The organism is Microbulbifer sp. CnH-101-G (assembly GCF_052466775.1).
Map to the genome: position 1 here is coordinate 3,565,321 of NZ_CP174292.1, position 24,004 is coordinate 3,589,324.

Annotated in this window: 17 protein-coding genes; 12 read left to right on the forward strand and 5 right to left on the reverse strand. The window is 50.0% G+C overall.

From position 1 onward, the window contains the following. Positions 1–52 precede the first annotated feature (52 nt). The 4 genes from ACJJID_RS15750 to ACJJID_RS15765 all read left to right on the forward strand — a co-directional run bounded on the left by ACJJID_RS15750 (position 53) and on the right by ACJJID_RS15765 (position 6,070). A complete protein-coding gene (locus tag ACJJID_RS15750; RefSeq protein ID WP_444920296.1) occupies positions 53–1,393 on the forward strand; it encodes an aspartate aminotransferase family protein in 1,341 nt (446 codons plus the stop codon). A gap of 218 nt (positions 1,394–1,611) precedes the next feature. Beyond that, positions 1,612–4,302 (forward strand): aminopeptidase N, encoded by a 2,691-nt coding sequence (gene pepN / locus ACJJID_RS15755; RefSeq protein ID WP_444920297.1) that lies wholly within the window; start codon positions 1,612–1,614, stop codon positions 4,300–4,302. 204 nt (positions 4,303–4,506) lie between these two features. Next, on the forward strand, positions 4,507–4,968 hold the full coding sequence (locus ACJJID_RS15760) for a GNAT family N-acetyltransferase (RefSeq protein WP_444920298.1): 462 nt from the start codon (positions 4,507–4,509) through the stop codon (positions 4,966–4,968). Between the two features lie 31 nt (positions 4,969–4,999). Next, positions 5,000–6,070 (forward strand): Kelch repeat-containing protein, encoded by a 1,071-nt coding sequence (locus ACJJID_RS15765; RefSeq protein WP_444920299.1) that lies wholly within the window; start codon positions 5,000–5,002, stop codon positions 6,068–6,070. Between the two features lie 213 nt (positions 6,071–6,283). Here ACJJID_RS15765 and ACJJID_RS15770 read toward each other — a convergent pair whose 3' ends face one another. Both ACJJID_RS15770 and ACJJID_RS15775 read right to left on the reverse strand, forming a co-directional pair. After that, positions 6,284–8,341, reverse strand: a complete 2,058-nt coding sequence (locus ACJJID_RS15770) for a transporter substrate-binding domain-containing protein (RefSeq protein WP_444920300.1) — start codon at positions 8,339–8,341, stop codon at positions 6,284–6,286. A gap of 478 nt (positions 8,342–8,819) precedes the next feature. Continuing rightward, positions 8,820–10,322 carry a hypothetical protein gene (locus tag ACJJID_RS15775; RefSeq protein WP_444920301.1) on the reverse strand — a complete coding sequence of 501 codons (1,503 nt, stop codon included), beginning with the start codon at positions 10,320–10,322 and terminating at the stop codon, positions 8,820–8,822. A gap of 331 nt (positions 10,323–10,653) precedes the next feature. Between ACJJID_RS15775 and ACJJID_RS15780 the strand changes: the two genes are divergently transcribed. Both ACJJID_RS15780 and ACJJID_RS15785 read left to right on the forward strand, forming a co-directional pair. After that, positions 10,654–12,204 carry a CocE/NonD family hydrolase gene (locus ACJJID_RS15780; RefSeq protein WP_444920302.1) on the forward strand — a complete coding sequence of 517 codons (1,551 nt, stop codon included), beginning with the start codon at positions 10,654–10,656 and terminating at the stop codon, positions 12,202–12,204. Positions 12,205–12,353: 149 nt separating this feature from the next. Then, positions 12,354–15,089, forward strand: a complete 2,736-nt coding sequence (locus tag ACJJID_RS15785; RefSeq protein WP_444920303.1) for a M1 family aminopeptidase — start codon at positions 12,354–12,356, stop codon at positions 15,087–15,089. A 129-nt stretch (positions 15,090–15,218) separates the two neighbouring features. On the opposite strand, the gene ACJJID_RS15790 is transcribed toward ACJJID_RS15785, so the two are convergent. The 3 genes from ACJJID_RS15790 to ACJJID_RS15800 all read right to left on the reverse strand — a co-directional run bounded on the left by ACJJID_RS15790 (position 15,219) and on the right by ACJJID_RS15800 (position 19,088). After that, entirely contained in the window at positions 15,219–15,800 is a 582-nt protein-coding gene (locus tag ACJJID_RS15790) for an HdeD family acid-resistance protein (RefSeq protein WP_444920304.1), read from the reverse strand. 400 nt (positions 15,801–16,200) lie between these two features. Next, positions 16,201–17,514 (reverse strand): aspartate aminotransferase family protein, encoded by a 1,314-nt coding sequence (locus tag ACJJID_RS15795; protein WP_444920305.1) that lies wholly within the window; start codon positions 17,512–17,514, stop codon positions 16,201–16,203. Between the two features lie 128 nt (positions 17,515–17,642). Then, a complete protein-coding gene (locus tag ACJJID_RS15800; RefSeq protein WP_152455419.1) occupies positions 17,643–19,088 on the reverse strand; it encodes an NAD-dependent succinate-semialdehyde dehydrogenase in 1,446 nt (481 codons plus the stop codon). Positions 19,089–19,294: 206 nt separating this feature from the next. Here ACJJID_RS15800 and ACJJID_RS15805 point away from each other — a divergent pair, with 206 nt between their 5' ends. The 6 genes from ACJJID_RS15805 to ACJJID_RS15830 all read left to right on the forward strand — a co-directional run bounded on the left by ACJJID_RS15805 (position 19,295) and on the right by ACJJID_RS15830 (position 23,861). Next, positions 19,295–20,215 (forward strand): LysR family transcriptional regulator, encoded by a 921-nt coding sequence (locus ACJJID_RS15805; protein WP_444920306.1) that lies wholly within the window; start codon positions 19,295–19,297, stop codon positions 20,213–20,215. A gap of 191 nt (positions 20,216–20,406) precedes the next feature. Next, positions 20,407–20,784 (forward strand): PH domain-containing protein, encoded by a 378-nt coding sequence (locus tag ACJJID_RS15810; RefSeq protein WP_444920307.1) that lies wholly within the window; start codon positions 20,407–20,409, stop codon positions 20,782–20,784. A gap of 96 nt (positions 20,785–20,880) precedes the next feature. Next, complete coding sequence (locus ACJJID_RS15815) at positions 20,881–21,111, forward strand: hexameric tyrosine-coordinated heme protein (protein ID WP_152455425.1); 231 nt, start codon at positions 20,881–20,883, stop codon at positions 21,109–21,111. Between the two features lie 335 nt (positions 21,112–21,446). Next, on the forward strand, positions 21,447–21,965 hold the full coding sequence (locus ACJJID_RS15820; RefSeq protein ID WP_152455427.1) for a nuclear transport factor 2 family protein: 519 nt from the start codon (positions 21,447–21,449) through the stop codon (positions 21,963–21,965). 291 nt (positions 21,966–22,256) lie between these two features. Beyond that, complete coding sequence (locus ACJJID_RS15825) at positions 22,257–22,718, forward strand: YccF domain-containing protein (protein ID WP_152455429.1); 462 nt, start codon at positions 22,257–22,259, stop codon at positions 22,716–22,718. A gap of 309 nt (positions 22,719–23,027) precedes the next feature. Further along, complete coding sequence (locus tag ACJJID_RS15830; protein WP_444920308.1) at positions 23,028–23,861, forward strand: DUF5694 domain-containing protein; 834 nt, start codon at positions 23,028–23,030, stop codon at positions 23,859–23,861. The last annotated feature ends 143 nt before the right edge of the window (positions 23,862–24,004 follow it).

The window sequence follows — 24,004 nt, forward strand, 5'->3', positions numbered from 1 at the left end:
AAATTATTCAGGGATTACTAAAGATAAATGTCCCAATTGTCGGAAAATAAAAATGAACGACAAACTCGCAGGGCTCACCCAGAAACAACTCGATGCCCACTGGATGCCTTACACCGGCAACCGTCAGTTTAAACGAGACCCTCGTATCATTACTGCTGCCGAAGGCTGCTACTATACCAGTGCCGATGGTCGCCCAATCTTCGATGGCCTCTCCGGTCTGTGGACTTGTGGCGCAGGGCATAATCGAAAAGAAATCACCAAAGCCATCAGCCAGCAACTGGAAACTCTCGACTACGCCCCCTCCTTTCAGTTTGGCCACCCTACATCCTTTGAACTGGCTGAGCGCATCACACAATTTATGCCCGCGGGTCTCAATCGTGTCTTTTTTACCAACTCCGGATCTGAAGCCACTGAAACCTCTCTGAAAATTGCCCGTGCTTATTGGCGTAAAAGAGGCCTTTCAGCAAAAACCAAACTTATCGGCCGCATTAAGGGTTATCACGGGGTAAATTTCGGAGGAATCAGCGTTGGCGGTATCGGTGCGAACCGGGCAATGTTTGGTCCGGCACTCGATACCGAGCACTTGTCACATACACTGTTGCCCGAAAACCGTTTTTGTATGGGACAGCCCCAACTGGGTGCCTATCTAGCCGATGAACTACTCGAATTAATTGCACTGCATGATGCCAGCAATATTGCTGCAGTAATTATTGAACCCATGGCCGGCTCAGCGGGTGTACTTCCACCACCGGAAGGCTATCTGCAACGGCTTCGTGAAATCTGCAATGAACATCAGATATTATTGATTTTTGATGAGGTCATTACTGCTTTTGGCAGAATGGGCACGGCTACCGCAGCGGAATTTTTTGGAGTGGTACCGGATATTCTCAATACCGCCAAACAAATTACCAACGGCGCTTTTCCTATGGGCGCCGTCGCAGTGCACCAGAGTATCTACGATACCTTTATGGAGTGCGCTGGACCAGACTACCAACTCGAGCTGGCCCATGGCTATACCTACTCGGCCCACCCAGGGGCCTGCGCTGCTGCGCTGGCTACCTTGAAAATCCTTGAGCGGGATAACCTTTTCAAGTGCGCTGCAGAACTGGCCTATGTACTGGAGGAGTACATTCACCAACTCAGAAATCTACCTCTGATCAATGATATTCGCAATTGTGGCCTAGCCGCGGGCCTAACGATTGAATCCGCTCCAGGGGAACCACAGCAACACCCCTTTCGAATCGCCATGAAAATGTGGAGTAAAGGTTTTTATATTCGCTATGGTGGCGATACTATCCAACTGGGAGTGCCATTTATTTCCACTAATGAGGAAATTGACGGCCTGGTCAATGCCCTAGCAGAATCTATTCTAGAAGTAGCCAATGGGAAATAGCTGCCATCACAGATAATCTTAGAAAGATCCAGCCTTTTACCGCAGACGAACGACACCTCAGCGCACAATTCTGACTACTATACCTGTATCAATTAAGCCCCTAGTACAATTATATTTGTACCCCTACCGACAAAAATTTTAGTTCGAACAACAGAATTATTGTTAAAAAAATCAGAATAGTTACACCGAAAAAAGTAATAAATAAATGTGAGAATGCAATGATTAAAATCAGTGAACGAACCACTCCAAAGCTTGCCTGCGCACTACTATGCACGGTCATGCTAGCCGCCTGTTACCAGGAACCCAGCTCTTTTCAGTCTCAAGGCGATACTATTGCAATTCCCCAAAGAGCCGAGACATCGGGACTCTCCGAAGAATATGCCAGGCTGCGAAAACAACAAATCGCACAAGTTGATTATCGCCTGAGTGTCAACCTGGATAGCACCAGTGAGAGTTTTACTGGCACCGTACACGCCGATATCCAGTTCGAAAAAATTCTGCAGCAACCGCTTACCATGGATTTTGCCGGCGGCACCGTCAAATCATTAACAGTGGACGGTAAAGAAACACCTTTCAAATATAATGGCTACTTTATCGCTGTTGCCTCACAACACCTGCCAAACCGGCAGCACGTGATTAGCATTAACTACCAGCATCCCTATTCCAATAATGGCTCTGGATTACATCGCTTCGAAGATCCGAAGGATGGTAAAGTCTATATGTATACCGACTTTCAGCCCTATGATGCCAACCGCCTTTTCCCACATTTTGATCAACCAAACTTAAAAGCTCGCTATACCCTAGATGTTATGGCCCCCAAAGATTGGGTAGTCATCAGTGCAGAACGGGAAAGCAGAGTGGAGAAACAGGAAGAAAAGAAACACTGGTTCTTTCCGCAATCGCAAAGATTTTCCTCCTATATATTCTCCCTCCATGCAGGCCCCTTCCATATATGGGAAGATAATGCAGATGGTGTTCCTCTACGGCTGATGGCCCGCCAGAGTCTGGCCGACTATGTAAAAACCGAAGATTGGTTTACATTTACAAAACAGTCTTTTGAATTTTTCCAGCCATATTTTGAAATAGACTACCCCTTCAAAAAATACGACCAAATTTTGGTACCTGACTACAATGCAGGTGCCATGGAAAATGTGGGGTCAGTCACTTTTAATGACTCCTACGTATCCCGCGGGGAAAAAACCCAGGCTCAGCGAATGCGCTTGGCCAATGTCATTGCCCACGAGCTGGCACACCAATGGTTTGGCAACTTGGTTACCATGGACTGGTGGGATGGTCTTTGGCTGAATGAAAGTTTCGCTACCTATATGGCTAACTTATCTTTGGCTGAAAATAGTGAGTTTACCAACACCTGGGAAAATTTTTATCTTGGCACTAAACAGTGGGCCTACTACTCCGATCAAAGGCCCACCACACACGCTATTCAGCTACCGGTGGAAAATACTGACGAAGCTTTTACCAATTTTGATGGTATCACCTACGGTAAAGGTGGCTCGGTACTGAAACAGTTACCCTACTATCTGGGTAAAGAGGAATTTCGTAAGGGCGTTAGCCGTTACCTGAAAGAACTCTCTTTCCAAAACTCAACACTCGATGATTTTATAAGCCACTTGGGTAAAGCAGCCGGTGTTAATCTTGAGACCTGGCAACAACAATGGCTTTATCAAGCTGGCCTTAACACTATTGAGGCAAGCTTCCAGTGTGACGACGATCGAATTACCAACCTCACCCTCACACAGACTGCGTCGGAAGAATACCCTACTCTACGGGAACAACGCACTCAGCTTGGTTTCTACCGTATGGATGGGGAAGGTATGAAGCGCTACGCCACCCTACCGGTACTTTATAGAGGCGCAACAACTAGAGTAGAAGATGCCCAAGGCCTACCCTGCCCACAAATTCTCTATCCTAACGAGAGTGACTGGGCCTTTGTAAAAGTGAATCTGGATTCGGTGACACTAAAGAATATGGCTCAGCATATTAATGCGATTGAGCAACCTTTTGCCCGCTTAATGTTGTGGCAAAGCCTGTTTGACAGCGCCTACGATGCAAAGTTACCACTGGATGAATATATTAGTTTTGTAATTAGTAACGGGGCCGCCGAGCAGGATATCAATGCTATCCGTCTCAATAGCCGCTATTTAAGCTATGTTTATAGTTATCTCAATCAGATACCTATTGATGACCAGCGCCGTGAAAATCTGCTAAAAGCCATAGAAGAATTTGCTTGGCAGCAGTTACAACAAGCTTCACCTACTAGTGATCAGCAAAAGACCTGCTTTGAACTCTTTACCGAAGTGGCCCACTCAAAGGTAGCTCTGAATAACGCAAAACAATTATTGGTGGGCGAACACGAGATTGATGGCTTGAAACTCGATCCCGATATGCGCTGGGAATTAATACGCCTGCAGAATCGCTACCTCTTTGCCGATTATGAACAAGCGATTACTCAAGAGTTGAGAAAAGATCACTCAGATAGAGCCAAACTCAATGCCATAGCGGCAGAGGCGATCAGGCCCCTGCCCGAAGTTAAGGAAAAGTGGCTTCAGAACCTTATCCACAATCGGGACGAATTCAAATTAAGTGAACTTCGCAAGGCCACTTCAAACCTATTTACCGATGAACAACTTCCGCTATTTTATAGTAATAGCGAGCGCATTTTTTCCGAATTAGATAAAATTAATAATGAGGATTCTCCCGAACTGATTAGCACCTACACCCGTATATTCCCCCTAATGTGCTCAAAAGAGGGCGCCCAACAAATTAGCGATGCACTTGAAAAAAAACAACAGCTCAAACCCATGCTGGTGAAAGCATTAAAGAACCATCGCTATACCAGCGAGCGCTGTACAAAAATGGGGCAAGCTATGCTCGATCAGAAAAAGGGGTGAGCTCACACTCGACAAATCAAACATAGCCTAATCACCTAAGTGTTTATGTAGCTATGAAGAGCATCAACAGCTAAGACTGGCCAAAGGGGCCCAACGGCCCCTTTTCTTGTATCAATACACCCCCCAAGAAAAAAAACTATAAATTGCCAGCAATAATTAGTTAATATATCTATTAATAATGCTTGCAATAAAAGACTTTCCTCCATGAGCATAGTGGTTCAAAAAGATAATCTTTCAGATGGCGCTATTATTGAGCTACTGAAGTCCCACTTAGAACAAATGTATCTGCATTCCCCTCCAGAAAGCGTACACGCCTTAAAACCAGAAAAATTAATTGATCCCATAATCACTTTCTGGAGCGCGCGGGTCAATGGCGTTCTAGCAGGCTGTGGGGCTCTCAAGGAAATATCCCCTGTTCTAGGAGAGATAAAATCCATGAAAACCAGCCAGGGCTTCCTGCGCAAGGGAATCGCTAAAGCCGTGCTAAAAGCGATACTGGATGAAGCCCAAAAGAGGAACTACCGAGAAGTAAAATTAGAAACCGGCAGCAGTAAACATTTTGCTCCAGCAATTGCACTTTACCAGCAATATGGCTTTGAACCATGCAGGCCATTTGCCAACTATAGTGAAGACCCACACAGCCTATTCTTTACAAAGAAACTCTAAATTACTGTCAATACAAAATATTATCTAAGCAATGAAAACCTACAATAAAATATGCTACTCAAGAAGAAGTTTCTTAAAGCTTACTGGTTTGTCACCTCTACTACTGGGTGGAACTGGCAGCAGAGCTGAGACACAAAGAAATAAACAGAATATAATTTTCACAGACCTGCCGAGTCTTGAAACACCAATACAGGAAATATACCCCTCAGTTTTTGCCGGAGAGATTTACATCTCCGGAGGCTTTATTCCATCCTCTACGCCTACTTTTTATGGTCTCGCACCTACAGACAGCACCCATATATTTTCACCAAAAACTCATACCTGGAGAAGCGGCCCAACCCTTCCGAAAGCTACACACCATCTGGGGATGGCAGCGAACTCTAAATACCTGTATGGTATTGGTGGCTTTCATGGACAAAAAAGTAATGCCTGGCAAGCTAAGTCTACCGTTTATAAGCTCAGTAAAAATGATAACGACTGGACTTCTGCCCCCTCTCTCCCTATCCCGATTGCCGAGGGTATCTATAGCAATTCATCAAAAGGTATCCATGTTATCGGCGGGAAAACACCCAATAGCCAACAAAGAAATATTGACTCAAATAATCATTTTATTTTAACTGACAATACTGATTGGGAAGTTGCCGCCCCAGCAACGATCAACAGAAATTCTGCAGCCGGAACAACAATGTGCAACAGGATTTATGTTATTGGTGGACGCCAGGCTGGCAATACAACTAAAAGGGCAAGAAACTTAACCTATGGGGAAGTTTATGATCCCAGCCTTGATAAATGGGAAAAAATACGACCATTACCACAAGCGCTCGCTGGGCTTTCAGCTGCACCGCTAAATGGAAAGATTATAGTAACCGGTGGTGAAGCCTTTGGTCCCAATGGTTATTGGAAAACAGGAACTGCATTTAACGCAGTCTGGGTATACAACCCCATTAGTGATCAATGGAACAAAGAGAGCGATCTTCCAACGGCCCGCCATGGGCATGGTGCTGTGACTATTGAAGATACAATTTATATTATGGGAGGCGCAGCCAAAGTCGGCCCACAAGAGACCCTCGCATCTTTTATAAAATTGAACTGGAAGCCATAACTCCTAAGCTGCCAAAATGATTTTAGGGCATGGTCAAAAGAGAGCCCTCTCTTTTGACCGACAGTTAAAGCCCTATAGACGCTAATGTAACCAAATTTCATGGCTTATCTCTGCCTGTTCACCGGAATAATTTATAGCCTTATTCATTGAGGTTTCGAAATTGGCAATTAAGACGATAGTAGCTGGGGTCTAAACGATCGAAAACGGTCAATATCATTCCACATTCTGAAGATATCCATTACGCTCAACACCAAGATAACCAATATATCGATCCCGAATCTCTCGCACATACTTAACCGGTTCGCGTCCTCGTACGTAGCCAAAACGGCTTTTTCGGTAATATTCCGGCTTGGATAACAGCAGCATGGCCTGCTCCACATGGCCAAACCACTGATTAGGGTCCAGCCCCAGCTGTCGAGCAAGGACCCTGGCGTCTTGAACATGGCCGTGTCCTGCATTATAGGCAGCCAGGGTAAAGTATATTTTTTGTTCCAGGGAAATATTATGGGGGAATCGTTGGTCCAGCCAACCGAGATAGGCTACCCCCGCACGAATGCTGTTTTCAGGTTCATAGAGATTTTCTATCCCCAGTTGGCCGGCTGTGCGTGGCAGCACCTGCATCAGGCCCTGGGCTCCAGAAAAGGAGCGAGCGCGAGGGTTGAACTGGCTCTCCTGATACATCTGCGCAACTACCATACGCCAGTCTCGATCGGTTTTATCCGTGTATTGATGCACTATAGGATCATAGGGAGAAAGGGCATCACTGTTGCGCAGGCGGTTTTCCTGATGACGAAGAATATGTTTTTTTTCCTTGAAGTATTTGTTGTAAGTGACATTAAAAAAAAGATCGCGATCGTGTTTATTCAAAAAATTATTTAATTGTTCCAGCAGGCGGCTTTGGTCCGTACGCACAGCCCAAGCTATATCTCTAGTATTGGGCAACTCCGCCACTACCCTAAAGTCATCACGATAAGTGCTTTCGATCGCCACCAGGTGGGAATCTGCAACGGTATAGGGAAATATTCCCTGGGCAACGGCATCAATCAAATACTCGGTGGTAGCGCCTGGCTGCTCGGATATCTGAATGGGAGCAACTCCCCGCTCCCGCTCCCGCTGTAGCGTAATCATTTCTGCAAGGCTTTCGTGGTAGCTGGTCTGTGGATTAACAGCCACCATTTTGCCCGACAGCATTTGCTCTAAGGGGACATCCCCTTGCAGGGAAACATCTGTACTCGGGGCAATCACCTGTTCAGTCACCTGGAGATAGGGCCGTGTAAAAACCAATCCCTGTTGCCGACGTGTTTCGGTAACGGTCAGAGAAGCAGCGATCATATCGCCCATACCTGCCTGCAGAGCATCAATCAAATCCATATCCGCATCGGGCACTACCATACTGAGGCGAAGCTTATGATCCCGGGCGAATTTTTTTAGCAGGTCATAGTCGAAGCCCATCAACTCCCCACGCCAGATAAAATAGGAGGCTGGATGGTTGCGGGTGAGCACACGCAGTGTGCCGCCCTCTAAAATTTCTTCCCAACCCCTGACGGGTTTACTGGAGTTTTGCCCGGCTAATACCAATTCAGCCGTCAGGAATTCGTTGAGCTCCCGCCTCAACTCGGTGGCATTAAGGCGCACTGCCCAGGCGATATCTCTACTGGACTCCAACTGATCGCTGGCTGTGAGCTGTGGGTAATTGGGTAGGAGCGCATCGGCCAAATTACTATCCATGACGGTAGCCTGATACTCCCCTGCGGCAACAGCAGCTAAAAGCGTACTGTTGGCTACAGCCCCATCCAGCAGAGTCACGTTATAAGCCTGCTCGGTATCCTCTCTGAGAGTTTCGGCATAGGCACTACCGCGGCGCACCGCCACTTCTTGTAGTGGCTTATCCATATCCCGCAGAGTGATCAGTAATTCGTTGACGGCTTGCAGTGGCCGTGTGAACGCGACTTGGCTGCGGCGATTGGGCGTGCGGGAAAAGTTAGTCGCAATGACATCGCCACGACCTTCTCTCAAGGCGGGAATCAGAGCCGCAAAGTTCTCCACATACACCCACTGAGGCCTCAGGTTGCGGCTGAAGGCAAACTTCTCGGCGAGCTGCCGCCACTCCCCCTGCGGCAAGCCGCCACGCGGCAGGGCATCCTCTTCAGGGCCTCTCGGCGCGAGTAAGCGCAATATGCCGCGCTCTTGTAATGCGGGAAAGTCTCCGCGCTCTAGGTAGTTTACGAAAGCGCTTTTAGTCTCTTCAGTATTTTCTGAGAGTGCCTCCACGGGTTCCCCCTGCTGCGAGACGCGCTTTTCACAACTGACCGAAAAAATAAGAGAAACGAATAGAAAAGCTACCGTAATTAATATTTTTTGCACAATTCAACCTTTTTCAGCGAATTTTTATTGTTATCAACCTGCATAATAATTATGGATCAGGTTAATGCGGCATAAAGAATTACCGCCGCCGGTCTTAATCGGTATGCACAAGTCGTGCAGCACTAGTCTATGAGACTTTTAATACTCTTTTCCTCGAATGACGAACATTTACCAGGTTTCAATACTAGCGATAGCGAGTCATCTTTTTCATTGTCAGTGATTAACAGGCCCTAGATCGCAGTATAAATAAATCGTACCAGTTTTCCGCGCCACCAATAAAAAAGCCCGGCAAGGAAATTGCCGGGCAAATATACGTTGGCGACTATGGGTTGTCTCTTACAGCAAGTGACAGCCCCTCTGTTATTTTGCGAGCGTCTTATGGTTATTAGCTGGATTTAGGTTTGCCCTGTAGCTCCGCCAATCTCATTTTTATTTCTCGGTTCTGCTCCTCATCCGGGAGTTCGAACATCAGCGGCTTTGCCACCCGTGCAAAGTATTCCGCATTTTTCTGCTGGTACAACTCTTCTGCCAGCCATTGGGCAATATGCAGCTCTCGAGGTGCGCGGCTATAGGCCTCCTCCAGTTTGGCTAGATATTCTTCTCGGGGGTAACCCAGCATTTCCATGGCCATGGCCAATCCAAACCAGTGAGAGGCATTCTGCGGTTCCCTCTTCACCAGGTAATCGAATTCCTCACGGGCCCTTTTCAGGCTGCGTAAATCGCGGGCGTCGTTAGGTACCGTGGCCTGTTGATTAACCGTTAGCCAGGCGTGGGCATTCAAGTACCAGGGTTGTTGGCGATCTTTTTTCGGCACACTGGCGAGCAAGTGACTGGCCTGGGGGAAATTCCCTACACGCAAATCCGCACTCGCCTTAATGGCAGCCAGTTCAGTGCTGTATATCCCTGTGTGGTAGGAATAGGTAATCAGGTCGTCGAGCGCCTGCAGGTTATAACCGGACTGGGCAATAAAGTTCGCCAATACATTAACGGCCTCACGTTTGTGCAGGCGCTTCACCTGGGGAGTTACTTCCTTAAACTCAGGGGGAATGACGCCACTGACCACCTCATACTCTCCCGAGTCGAATGCGGCGACATACGCTTTTTCCAGTTCCTTCACCGACATGCCCAGAGCTTTTTCCAGTGATTTCACCGGATCGGCACCATCGTTGTAGTCTTTAACAAACTGCTTAAATTCCTCTGCCTTGTCGCCCTCCATCATCAGCCAGTGGGACAGCAGCCAACCGCTGGCATACACATCCGCTTTCTCTTCGGGGTCGGTGTCGTACACCGTTGCACGAAGCAAGCGGTCGAGAGGCATCAGCCCTGCGTACATCAATGTCTTGGCGCGTTCCTGGGGTATTTCACCTAACTCATAGCGACCCTTTTCAGGAAAGGACATGGTCGCCATAAATTCGGCAAAGCCCTCGCTGTACCAATAGGGAAAATGGGTGGTGTTGCCGTTATAGCTGAGGAAGTGGGTGTATTCGTGAAAGAGAAATTCACGGGCCTTGAGCTGCTTTTTAACACTGCGACCATCCAGATTCACCAGGGCATAGCTACCCTCGGCTGAGGTATCGAACAGGCCGTTAGTCATATCGGCCAGTTCGGCCCCAACCAGGCCCGCATAGGTATCGCGGTCTCCGGCTGCATAAATCGTGAGCTTGGGAACATTGGGATCAACTTCCAACAGCTCTATGGCTACGGCGCGATAGCGCTCCAGGTCGGCCACTAGGGTTTTTACCGCATTGGGATCACCATCGGTAATAACCTGGAAGTTCTTGCTGTCTACCTGATACCAGATCTCCTCGCCGAGATAGCGGGGGGCGGCATTGGCAGAAAGTAAAAAACCGAAAAAAAGTACTAAGAAAACAGCTGAGCGAGAAACCATAGTTCAGGCCACCGAGTCATTGTTGCCGAAGCCCTCCATGGCCAAATCGTAGAGGCCACACACTAACGGTTTTTGCTGATCAAAAAAAGAGCAATATGAATAAGAAATGAACTTTTCAGGTTGTTTTTATCTGACTCATTAGACAAATAAGCGTAAAAAATTGGGCTGGATTAACAGGGATAAATGACGAGACGCGTAACGAGACAAACGTCTCATTTTTTACCGAAACAGCATACAAATAAGCGGCCGGCTTCTATATATTGCGCAGTTGACCAATGTGTTACACAGGGTCAAAAAATATAAAAATAATTTACTTTGATGAGAGAAAAAAATGAAAACTGCACCACTACTGGCACTGCTTGGCAGCGCCATGATGTCAGCCCATGCCTGGTCGGCACCGGAATATATCTCCGATCTGGATATCACCTCCTTCGATGGAACAGTACTTGATGCCAACCTGTTTATCCCGGAAACACCGGCACCGGCAGGGGGTTACCCCACTGTCATCTTCACGAACAGCTGGGGCCTGGAGAAGCGCCAGTATCACTTCCAAGCTAAAGAACTGGCGGAAAATGGCTACTTGGTATTGAGCTATTCCACCCGCGGCTTCGGCCATTCGGATGGCCTGGTAGACGTAGCCGGGGAAAACAGCATTGCCGATGTGGGTGTGCTGATCGACTGGCTCGAAACCAATTACTCTGTGGGTAAGCTGGGTATGGCCGGTATTTCCTACGGCGGTGGAATCTCTTTGCTCAGTGCCGCACAAGACCCCCGTATCGATGCGGTGGCCGCTCTATCTGGTTGGGCGGATGTAGTAGAAGCGCTCTACCCCAACGAGACGGTTAACCTGGTCTGGGGCAGCTTACTTGTCACCACCGCCTTCGACAAAGAAGCCGAATTGGAGCAAGTGTGGAGCGATCTGCGCAGCGGGCAGAACCTGGCACAGGTGATCGAATTTGGAGCCAAACGCTCGGCGATCAGTTATATAGATCAGCTGAATGAAAATGGCACCGCGGTATTGGTCTCGAATAATTTCGCAGATTATTTGTTTAAACCCAATAGCATGACCGACTTTTACTCCCTACTCGAGGGACCGAAAAAGCTCCTGCTAAACCCCGGCACCCATGCCATCACCGAAACCCTCTCTGGAAACGATGGGCATATCTGGTCTACCAGTTTCCGCTGGTTTGACCACCACCTGAAGGGAGAGGACAACGGCATTGACCGCGAACCCAAGGTGGATATGACCGTGCGCATCAGCAACAAACTGGAGCACTACGATGACTACCCCGTGACTGAGGAGAGCACTACCTGGTATCTGCAACCGCGCTTTACCATGTTTAACAGCGGGGGCATGGAGACTGGCAAATACGATGGCTGGAGCTGGAGCAATGAGTTCCACGGAGGCTGGGATACCTTTGCTGGTACCGGCATTCCATTGGTTTCCGATGCCTTAGAGGGTTTCGGCATTCCGGTGTACGCACCGATGATGGCCATCAATGGCTATTATGCCATCGAGTACAAATCGCCAAGGCAGTCTGACACTCTGCAGATTCGCGGTGCGCCCAAGCTTGAAATGTGGATTGAGCCCAGCAAGAGGGAAGTACAGCTGAATGTTCATCTGTACGACGTCAACATGTTTGGACTCGGCCGCCTGATCACCCACGCACCTATTACTGTGCGTACTGATGAGCCCGGCAAGAAGCAGAAAATCGCCCTTGAGCTGTTCACCACAAGCTACGACGTTCCCGCAGGCCACCGTGTGGTTATGGCCATAGACACCCAGGGCCCTATCTACAAAAAGCCACAAGACACCAACTACACCATCGAAGTGCCCTACAGCAGCAGCAAGGTTTCCAGCTTGACCGTGCCGCACCTGTAAATTTTCCCAGCAACTCCACGCCCGGCCCTGGTGCCGGGCGTGGCCTTCCCATCGAGCTCATCTCCCCCTTCCCTTGGCCTCACAGACCCACGTAATTTTCCGTCAAAGCGGTACAATGGCCTTTTTTTGGCCAAGTACCCCATCGCTCTATGAACAAGAAGATACCGCTCGCCCTGCTGAGCGCGGCGCTGTTATCAGTAGCAGTCGCCGGGTGTAACCCGGCGGAAAAGGCCCCGCAGAAGATCGACCAGGAATCCAGCACGCAAATGGCGGCCCTGGATATCAGAGAAGCCCCTGAGGGCAAACTCCCCCAGGGTGTAGAGCCCAGCGCCTATCGCCTGGATCTGACCCTCGATCCTCGCAAAGATACTTTCAATGGCCGTGTCGCTATCGACATTCAGATGACCCAGGCCAGCAACCATATCTGGTTGCACGGCAAGAACCTGTCGGTTAGCAAAGCCACTGTGCAACTGGCAGACGGGCGTGAGGTGCAAGCCAGCTACCGCGAGGTCCTCGACAGCGGCGTCGCCATGGTCGAGTTTGACGAAACGCTGCCGGCCGGCAGTTTCACCCTGCAGCTGGATTACGCAGCCGATTTTGATCGCAACCTAGCCGGTCTGTTCAAAGTGGAAGAGCAGGGCAATGCCTATGCCCTGGCCAAATCTGAGTCCATCCAAGCGCGTAAATACCTGCCGGGCTTCGACGAACCCGGCCTCAAGGCGCCATTCTCCATCAGCCTCACCGTGCCCGAAGGCTACGCCGCCATCAGCAATGGGCCGGAACTAAAACGCGAGGCCGTGCCGGGCGGCATGGAAGAAGTGACTTTTGCCACCACTCCGCCCATGTCCACTTATCTGTTGTCTTTATCGGTGGGTCCCTTCGATGTGGTTGAGCGCGCAGCTATTCCGCCGAGCAAGTATCGCAGTGAGCCGATCCCTTTACGCGGTTTTGCGCGTCAGGGCCGCGGTGGTGATATGAATTACATTCTCGATATCACCCCCAAAATGGTGGAGACCTTCGAGAATCAATTACAGCGCCCCTACCCCTTCAAAAAACTGGATATTATCGCCGCCCCCCAGTGGCCCAGTGGTGCCACCGAGCTGTCTGCGGCCATTACCTATCGCGAGCAACGCATCCTGGTGGGCGATAACCCCGCACCCGGCGCGCGCCTGGCTTTGGTGGAAGTACACGCCCATGAAATCGCTCATATGTGGTTTGGCAACCAGGTAACCCCGCCCTGGTGGGACGACCTTTGGCTAAAAGAGGGCTTCGCCACCTGGGGTGAGCCGTTGGCGCTGCGTATCATGGAGCCCGAAGGCGGCCACGACCTGAACGCCGCCACTTACGCCATCGGCGCCATGCAACTGGACTCCCTCGCCAGCACCCGCGCCATTCGCGAGCCGGTGAGCGACAACAACAATATCCGCAACGCCTACGACTCCATCACCTATTCCAAGAGTCTGGGCGTCATCAATATGGTGGATAACTATTTCGGTGCCGAGCGCTTCCGCCCGGCCCTGGGGCGCTACCTGGAAGCCTTTAGCGGCGGTGAAGCGGACTCCCCCTCTTTCTACAAAGTGATCGGCGAGGAAACCAATACCCCGGAATTAACGGAAACTTTCCGCAGCTTTGTCGAACAAAAAGGTGTGCCGCAACTGGAGCTGGCCCTGGACTGCAGCGATCCGGCCCAGACCAAACTGCATATCACCCAGAGCCGCTATAAGCCCCTCGGCTCTCCTATTGCCGCAACTGGCCAGCAGTGGAGCATCCCCTTTTGCTTTAGCAGCGATAGCGGCGCACAGCAGTGCCAGATTCTGATGGCTAAAGAGGAAACCCTGGAGATTGCTTCAAGCAGTTGCCCCAGCTGGGTAATGCCCAACGCCCAGGGCAGTGGCTACTATCGCTGGAACCTGCCGGAGCCCCAGTGGCAGGCCCTTACCGAGCGCTTTACCCAGTTCACCCCTACCGAGCAACTCTCGATTATCGACAGCGCCTTCGCCGCCTTCGAAGCCGGTAAACTATCCGCTCCTCGGTTACTCGATGTCGTGCGCCAATCTGCCAAGGCAGACAAGCGCCAGGTAATTGCCATGCCCCTGAGTTACCTGCGCAAGTACCGCAATAATTATCTAAACGATGCCCAGCGCTTGGCCTTCCTAAACTTTGCCCAGAACCTGTACCTGCCGCTCTTGAGCAATAGTGCGAGCAGCGAAGATGCCGACCAGCAAATGCTGCACAGCGCCCTGCTCGGTTTTATGGCACTGGTGGCGGAAGACCCGGATACACGCAAGCAATTAATGGAGAAGGCGATTGCTTTTACCGGCTATAAAACCGGGCGCGATCCCCAGGCATTGAATTCCGATCTTTACGAAGCTGCACTGACCGTGGCTATCCAGGATGCCGGTCAGGGTTTCCTCACACACCTGATTAAAGTGCGCACCGAGCTGGATGATCCCCGTTTTGAAAACGCCAGTGCCAACGCCATCGGCAGCAGTAATAGCCCCAAGCAAATAGAGACTATCCAGAAGTTAGCACTCAGCGAACAGATGGGTCCGCGTGAGTCTTTTGCCCTAATCCGCTATGCCCTGGCGCAACCCCTGTTGCAGGAGCAACACTGGGCCTGGCTGCGGGATAACTTTGTGCAAGTCGTGGATAAAATTCCGGCACAGATCCGCCGCCATACGCCCGCATTCGCCAGCGCCTTCTGCGATGAAAAGCGCTTAGATGAATTGCAGCAGCTGTTCGCCCAGCACGGCAAGCTGACACCCGGCTACCAGCGCAGCCTGGCGCAGACCGAAGAGCGCATTCATTTGTGTATGGCACTGCAGGAAAAAGGTCAGTCGCTGATGGAAGCTCTGCCAAAGTCGGTGGACCTGGCAAAACAATAAAACCGTTATTTTTTCTCTCTGTCGTGCAGGGTAAGAATATTTTCTTACCCTGCACGCTCAAAACCTCTCTGCCAATAACCAGTGCAGATACTTTGGTATTGCACTGGCCTCTTTCTGCAAGCTCCGCCTTTAGGTCTCACCGTTATTGTGTTTGCGCAGGCGAAACGCCAACCAGATCATAGGAAGTCCAAAGATAATGGCATAAGCCCCGATCACCCACACCAGTGCCAGGGCGCCCGCTCCGGGGCTCACCAATATTGCCAGGCCAAAAATTACCGAGAGCACACCAATCGCGATCAACAACCACTCGTTGTCAATTTCCTTGCGCAGTCGGATCGCCCCGACAATCTCAAAAATTCCCCGCACAAAAGCCCAGGCGCCGATAAAAATCACCAGTACCAGCGCGGTTACCTGGGGAAACATAAAAGTCACGATACCCGCGGCCAGGCTGATCAGGCCAGACACGATCAGCCACCATAGAGGCGTGCTCGCATGACGCCCCATAACCGCTGCGACCAGAGAAAAAATACCATCGAGCAGGGCATAGATACCAAAGAGAAAAACCAGGGTGAGCAGTGACAGCCCCGGCCAAATAAATGTCAGCACACCAAAGATCACCGCAATTACGCCGCGCAATAACAGCAGCCACCAGTTGGCGGAGAGCACCTTCAATATAGGGCCGGTGGGGAGGGAGGAGATATCAGTGGACATAAGCAGTCCCCGAGTTACAGATCTCCATTAAGTTAAGCGCCAGATTGGGCAGACTTCCAGCTCAGTAAGTATTTTCCCAGGATAAACAACAAATTACGGGAGAGGCGGCCCACGAGCGCGACCAAATAGTCGACTCTGCAAAGACTGTGATCGCGCCGCAGGCCGCTAATTCCAGTGTAGCCGTAACCGACAAAAAGACGCAGAAAGCGCAAAAACCTGGAGAGTAAGAAAGTTAAAGAGCGAGGTTGTGTATGGGCTCAAGGTGTAGGGCTTGGAAAAGTTCGCGGGACTATTAACGGCTAACGACAAGTAAAAATAACGGCGAGAGAAACAGAAAAAATCAAAGTGAAAAAATAGAGAGGGTACCGGCAGCTATAAAGCTGCCGGCAGAGGGTACGGATTAAGCCAGCTCGCTGATCACGCCGCGCAGCTTATCCACAATCGCATCGATTTCGTGCTTTTCGATAATCAGCGGTGGAGACATACACAGGGCATCGCCGATTCCACGCGCCATGACACCGGCCTCCCAAGCCATCCCGGAAGCCTTGCCACCGAACTTGCCTTTGAGGTTTTCAGGGGCGCGCAGCTCGATAGCACCAACCAAGCCGTAGTTGCGCACATCGATCACATTGTCCAGGTCCGCCAGGCTGTGCAGGGCGTTCTCCCAGTGTTGGCCGATCTCACCGGAAGCACGGGTGAGCAGGCCCTCGCGCTCGTAAATATCCAGAGTCGCCATACCCGCGGCACAGGCCACCGGGTGTGCGGAATAGGTATAGCCGTGGAAAAATTCCACCATACCTTCGGCGGCTGCATTCATAACAGTGTTATGGATTTCGTCTTTTACAAACACCGCACTCAAGGGCACTGCCGCATTGGTAATACCCTTGGCAGAGGTAATCATATCTGGAGTGACATCGAACTCGATGGAGGCAAAGGCGGAACCGGTACGGCCCCAGCCGGAAATCACTTCATCAAAAATCAGCAGCAGATCGTGCTTATCACAGATCTCACGCAGGCGCTTCAGGTAGCCCTTCGGTGGCAGTACCACACCACCGGCACCAGCAAACGGCTCAACGATTACCGCAGCAATTTGATCGGCACCGTGGAAGGCCACCAGGCGCTCCAGATCTTCCGCCAATTCCACACCGTGCTCCGGCAAGCCGCGACTAAAGGCGTTGCGCTCGATATCCAGAGTGTGACGCATATGATTAGCTTTCACCGGCTGGCCAAAGCCCTGGTAATTGGGGGCGATACCGCCCACAGAAATACCGCCGAAGTTCACGCCGTGATAGCCCTTCTCACGGCCGATAAACATAGTGCGAGTGCCCTTGCCACGCGCACGCTGGTATTGCAGAGCAATTTTCAGCGCGGTCTCTACGGCCTCGGAACCGGAGTTACCGAAAAATACATGATCCAGGCCATCGGGAGTGTGCTTCACCAAGCGCTCGGAGTATTCAAAGCCCAACTCGTGACCAAAATTGAAGATGGAGCTGTAGTCCAGGGTTTTCGCCTGGTGATAAATCGCTTCGGCAATTTCTGTGCGGCCGTGACCGGCATTGCTGCACCAGAGGCCGGCGGTGGCATCGATAATCTGGCGACCACCTTTTTCGGTGAGGTAAATACCCTCGGCGCTCTCCACAATCCGCGGGGCGGATTTAAAGGTGCGGTTGGGGGTAAAGGGCATCCAGAAAGCGTTAGTTGGCATTTCAGACATAAACTGTATCTCCGCAAGTTCCCTGAAACTTCAAAATATTTGCAAAGGGGAGTCTGCGACTCCCGCGAATTTGTTCAGGCGCTTGTGCTCTCAGACAAGCGCGCAGCACTGCCGTTCGAAACGAAAAATCAGGCTCCGAAGCAGCAGTATTTGGTCTCGTAGAATTCGGCCATACCTTCGACACCGCCCTCGCGGCCAATGCCGGATTCTTTGTTGCCGCCAAAGGGCGCTACGGTGGTAGAGAAAACCCCGGTGTTACAGGCGATCATGCCGTATTCCAGCGCTTCCACCACTCGGTTCGCGCGGCGAATATTCTCACTCATCACATAGGCGGCCAAACCGTAGGGGGTGTCGTTGGCACGGCGGATCACATCGGCTTCATCGGTAAACTTCTGTACCGCGGCGATGGGACCAAAGTTCTCCTCCTGAGCCACCCGCATAGCATCCGTAACACCAGTCAGCAGGGTGGGCGCAAAATAGTTTTCTCCATTGGGCAGCTGCTCACCGCCAATCTCGATTTTCGCCCCGGCTTCTACCGCATCCTGTACCAGGTCCTGTACCCGATCCACCGCGCGGCGATAAATCATCGGCCCCATGCTGACACCCTCTTCGGTGCCATGGCCAATTTTCAATGCGGCCACTTCGGCACGCAGCTTTTCCACAAACTCATCGTGCACCGACTCGTGCACATAAATGCGATTGGTGGCCACACACACCTGGCCGGCGTTGCGGAACTTGGTCGCGACGCAGGCCTGTACCGCCGTCTCCATATCCGCATCGTCGAATACGATAAAAGGCGCGTTGCCGCCCAGTTCCATGGACATCTTCTTCACGGTGCTGGCGCACTGAGCCATCAGCAGCTTGCCCACGGCGGTGGAGCCGGTAAAGGTAAACTTGGCCACGCGCGGGTCCTGGGTCAGTACCTTGCCGATGCCCGGTGAATCGCTGCCGGTCACCACATTGATGGTGCCCTTGGGCAGTCCGGCCTCTTCTGCCAGCTGGCACAGCGCCAATGCGGACAGCGGGGTCTCCAGCGCTGGCTTGATCACCACGGTGCAGCCGGCTGCCAGCGCCGGTGCCGCCTTGCGGGTGATCATGGCGTTGGGGAAATTCCACGGGGTAATGCAGGTCACCACACCCACCGGCTGACGGATGGTGCTCAAACGCATTGCCGGATTGTGAGTGGGAATCGTCTGGCCGTAGGCACGGCGGCACTCCTCGGCGAACCACTCGATAAAAGAAGCGCCGTAGATGATTTCGCCCTTGGCTTCCGCCAGCGGCTTGCCCTGCTCCAAAGTGAGAATACGCGCCAAATCATCACTATTGTCCACAATCAGCTGGTACCAGCGCTTGAGAATGGCGGCACGTTCACCGGCAGTGCGGCGGCTCCACTCCGGGAAAGCCGCGCTGGCTGCGGCTACCGCCGCCTCTGCATCCGCCGCTGAACCATCGGCCACTAAGCCCAGTACTTCGCCATTGGCCGGATCGCGCACCTCTGCAGTGCCCGCGGCATCCCGCCACTCTCCATTGATATAGTTCTGAGACTTCAACAGGTTTGGATTCGCCAGTTTCACCAGAAAACTCCTGATAATTTAGTGTTATTAATGGTATTGCGGCGATTCTGGCCGCAGCAGCCCGGGGAGAATAGTAGTATTTCTCGAACTAAAGTTTATATTTATCAAACTTAAGCGTGAAGTGGCTTTGACCACCCAGCCCTCCCTCCGTAGGCAGTGGATACGCTACGGCAAACAAACTCAGAAAACACGGGGTAAGTTGGTAAATGGGCAAAACAAAAAGCGCCTTAGGAGGGCGCCTCAGTGACATAGACTTGCGTTTGCTGCGGGTTTTTCGTGAGGTAGTGCGCGCTGGCGGCCTAGCCCCTGCCGAGGTGGCACTCAATATTGGCCGCTCCACCATTAGCGTACATATCTCGGACCTGGAAACCCGGCTGGGTATGCAGCTGTGCCTGCGCTCCCGCGGCCGTGCCGACTTTAAACTGACGCCTGAGGGAGAATCCCTTTACCAGGCCATTCTCGAATTGGATGGCCACCTGGAAGCCTTTAAAAGCCAGGTGAATGCCATTCAGTCTCACCTTACCGGGACCCTGCGTCTGGTGATGCCCGACGATGTGCTGGAGATACCACAGCTCGACCTGCCGGCAACTATTGCCCATCTGCGCCAGCAGGCTCCCCAGCTACACCTGGAAGTACAACTTGCCGCTCCGCAGGAACTGGAACTGGAAATACTCGCCGGCCGCGCTGATGTCGGTATCAACCCCCTGCACTCACGCCGGCCAGGCCTGGAATACCAGCCGCTGTTTCAGCACCAGTCCACGCTCTATTGTGGCGCCCAACACCCCTGTGCCCAGGCCGACCAGGTCAGCGAGGAATTACTTACTCAGCAGGAGCTGGCCGCACCCAGTCACGCCGTGCTGTCCGGCGCAGCGCATCTATACCGTCTCTTCCCAAAACGATCCACCGCCAATCATATGGCCGCGCGGCTCTCGATGATTCTGTCCGGCTGCTTTGTTGGATTTCTGCCTGATTACCTCGCACAAAAATATGTGGAAACTGGCAAGCTAATGCCACTAATGGCCGAACGCTTTCACTACCGAATCCAGAATGCGGCAACTTTTAAAAGGAGCGCAGCGGAGCACCCGGCTGTGCAGCTGTTTTTACAGGCTTTAGTGATTAAAAACTAGCTCCAGAAAAAAATACAGAAACTTAAAGTGTGTAGAGACTAGCAGCCCAAGGTGAGGACTGCGGCTTTCCTGATTTGTTAGTAAGGTCAAAAATCCAGCTGACCACTCAACAAGCAAGAAATTTTTCACTATTAAAAAAGCGGATCATCTATACAATGGGTGAGCGTAAGAATAATTCACATGGAAGCGTTATGATCGATTTTAAGAGTTCACCCATATTCAAACTCAAGCCTATTGAGATCTCCGATGCTAGAGATGACTTCAGTAGGTTTTTGATTGATGGAGAGGCTATTTTCGCGGGCTTCAAAACCATTCGGGATCAGGTGGTTTTTACTAACAAGAGGATTATCGCAGCCAATGTCCAGGGAATAACGGGTTCCAAGGTCGATTATACCTCACTGCCCTACAGTAAAATCCAGGCATTTTCTGTCGAGAGTTCAGGAACCTTTGACCTGGATTGTGAAATAGTGGTTTATCTCAGTGAAGTGGGCGAAGTCAAGTTTGAAATCAAAGGTTCTTTTGACCTTATCCAATTTAATCAACATATCAGTAAGTATGTGCTGGCTTAATAAAATTGAAAGGCTTCACATTCTGGAGCTTCAATTTTAGCGTCAAAAGCGTATATTTAACCCACCACAGATTTCATACACAAGAGAGGGAAGTTCATGTCACACATGTGGTTAGAAAGTTTAATTACCGAAAATGCTCAACAGGGTTTTGAGCTGGCCATGAAGCTGTCCAGAATGGGAGTGAAATACACCCAACCTTCGGACGAAGTAAGAGGCAAGTTGAGAGCTTCCTACGAAGAAAATGCAGATAGCTTGATCGCCTCTTCCCAGGTAGTTGCCATCAACTTCCAGACAGTAGCTGCCGCCAATAACTACTGGCGCGGTTAAGGGCATTGCGCGCTTTATAGTAAATTTAAAAGCTAGCCAAAAGCTTTAAGCTCTGTAAAGCGCCCCTTCTCCCCTCCGAATATAAATACCAAATCCTGCTTTACTTGAATCTACCCCCTCTCTGGCTAATTTTCAATGGCGTTCATTAGATACATTAAGACGCTTCGATATCCTCACTTTTTCAATCTATATTGCATATATTCTTGTGGATACCGATGGCAGAAAAATCCTATTCTCGACCATTTTATTAATGTCGATATAGGGTTAAGCCCCATTGAGGTGATCTTAATGCCATAGGTACCTATCTCCTTTTGAACTATGGAGCGTTGATAGATATGAGTGAACACGAGGAGCGACTTGTTTCGGTCTGGGAAACCCACACAGCTGCCGAGTTTGAACTAAAGGATGCTGATGCCGCCATTGCCACTATGACCGAAAACCCAGTATTAATTCATGTTCCGGTAAACACAGGAGCAACCGGAAAAGAACCTCTGAGGCGCTTCTATCGGGATATTTTTATTCCGCAGATGCCCGCAGACGCTAACCTGGAGTTGCTGACTCGTACAGTAGGGAAGTGCAGAGTTATCGATGAATTTATCCTGCATTTAACGCACTCCCTGCGTATGGATTGGTTCGCTCCAGGCATCGAAGCCACGGGAAAGAAACTGTCTGTTCCCCATGTTGCAGTAATCGACTTTGAAGGCGATAAAATCAGCTCGGAACATATCTACTGGGATCAAGCCACCGTACTCAAACAAATGGGACTTTTAGATAATTCACTCCCTGTCCTTGGCAAAGATCAGTGTAAACGTTTACTTAATATCAATGCGCCGGTAAACGAACTTATACCGTAAGTTCAAAAAGATAAACCCTAGTGGTATGGGACACTCCTCTCAGTAATATCAACTCAATAAGTCAACCAATGGAGCTGACTCATTAGTATCAGCTATTGTGGTTTATTAAAATTTTTGCCCTAATGCATCTAAAGAAGCCCCGTGCCACGTCAAAGCTGTATGGGTCTATCAAAGGGAGCTGATATCGTCTTTCCAGTAACTGCTGGCTAGGGGTAACTGGGCAAGACACTCATCTTGGTACCTGAATACCAGCTGTATCAGTTCCCAACAATAACTTAAGAGGAGATTGGTGTGCGCACCCTGGGTAATTTTTTGTGGTTTATTCTCGGCGGGATCTTTATGGGTCTTTGTTGGTGGTTTTTTGCTCTAATTGCCTTTATCAGCATTGTCGGGATTCCATGGGGAAGGGCCTGTTTTGTAATGGGCAAACTCTCATTCTTTCCCTTTGGGCGTGAAGCCATTTCCCGCAAGGAGCTCACCTTAAATGAGGACATAGGTACCAGTGGATTCGGTTTGATAGGCAATATCATCTGGTTCCTATTCGCTGGAATCTGGCTCGCAATTGGTCATTTGGTTCATGCAATTGCCTGTTTTATCACCATCATTGGTATTCCCTTTGGCATTCAACACCTGAAGCTAGCCGGTATTTCTTTATCTCCGATAGGTAAGACCGTTGTAGATAAGGAAGTGGCACAAGCGGCAAGAATGCGTAATGCCAATGCTACCGTTTCCCAAATGCGCGGTAGTATTTAGTCCCGCCAGAAATAGAGGGGCTTAAAAAGCCCCTAAACTGCGACCCCACTAAAAATCGGGCATTACAGGGAGAGCTTGAAATGGTATTCGCTTTACTAGCCCTTTGGGATTTAGCGATTTCTAATTTCAATGCTTTTCAGTTAACCATTTAGTGTGGAAAGTGCCAAGAGGTAACTCTGACACTTATTATCGAGAGATTTCTCTAAATATTGAGACTGGCAGCATCAGTGGAGAAGCTGTACCAAGAAAATAATAAAATACTTAAATACAACGAAAATAAATCGACCTGATATTAAAAGGAACTTAATAATGCAAGGTATTAAAAAGCTTATTACTTGCACCCTCATCTTTATACTTAGTGCCATGAGCTTGGCCGTAAACAGCCACCCTGATCAAGATGTAAAAAATGAATCAGAAAAAGCCCAGATAATGCTTTTTGGTACCTTTCATTTTTCTAATCCTAAGCGGGATTACGTCAAGTCAGAAGTTCTCGATGTGTTAACCCCTGAGAATCAGGACTACTTAGAAGAGCTTACCAGTAGACTAGCCGATCAATCACCTACTCATGTAATGCTGGAGTGCGATCCATCTCAGCAAGGAGAGATTAATGAGGAATTTATCTCTTATCTAGCTGGCAAGTACCAATTAAAAAATAATGAAAATGAACAACTGGGCTTTCGTATTGCCAAGAAAGCCGGCCTAAACGCAGTTTTATGCCATGACGAAAGAGAAGTACATTGGAATGGCGAGGCGCTTATGGCATACATGGAAAAGTATGAGCCTGAAAGAAATGCTAGTAACACCGCCTTTTTTAAAGAGTTGAGCAAAGAAACCGGCGAGCTCCATAAAACTTTATCTTTAAAAAATATGCTTCAACTGCATAACGATCCTACTGAAGACCAGCAGAACATGAACCTATATCTTATGAACAACGATATTGCTGCTGGAGAAGCTTTTGCCGGAGCCGACGCCTCCGCTAGCTGGTGGCATAGAAACTTCCGCATGTATGCCAATATTCAGGCCAAAGCAAAACCGGGAGCTAAGATAATCGTCATTGCAGGCTCTGGCCATACCGCCATTATGAAAACTCTACTTGCCACTGACCTTCAACGCCAAGCCTGGGATATTAACGACTATCTCTAGGGTTTTCCTGCAGCTTATATACAACTAGGGATTGAAAAAAGCCACTTCAATTCACAAATTCACACCCTTGAATACCACACTATTACCAGTGTGGTATTCATGCTCTCAAAATGAACGTTAATCACCTCTAACTTAAGAATCTC